Origin of the sequence: Psychromonas arctica (assembly GCF_038155225.1) — a bacterium.
In the GTDB taxonomy this organism is placed as follows: domain Bacteria; phylum Pseudomonadota; class Gammaproteobacteria; order Enterobacterales; family Psychromonadaceae; genus Psychromonas; species Psychromonas arctica_B.
In genome coordinates this window covers 1-217 of record NZ_JBAKBA010000336.1, presented here as the reverse complement: position 1 = coordinate 217, position 217 = coordinate 1, and the positions used below count along the sequence as shown (strand labels likewise).

The 217-nt window shown below is 34.6% G+C and carries 1 protein-coding gene; it reads right to left on the bottom strand.

Going from position 1 to position 217, the window contains the following annotated elements; all coding sequences use genetic code 11:
- Nucleotides 1-217 (bottom strand): hypothetical protein (locus tag V6255_RS18720; protein WP_341629454.1); only part of this gene is annotated, 217 nt, incomplete at both ends.

The following is a 217-nucleotide window of genomic DNA, read 5'->3' as shown; positions in this document are numbered from 1 at the left end:
ACTGTTAATATTGTTGTTGCACTTTGTGCTAATAGCTCATCGTTCATTAGATTTGCTATAGTCATTGTAATATTAGCCTCTACTATTTCAAAGTTTAATGTCGTACTAGTATCTACATCAAAGCCATCTGTAGTTACAGTAATTCGACCAGCGCCTACAGCATCACTAGCAGAAAAAGTAAATAATGCAATAACATCAGTGTTGGTTAATGCTGTAG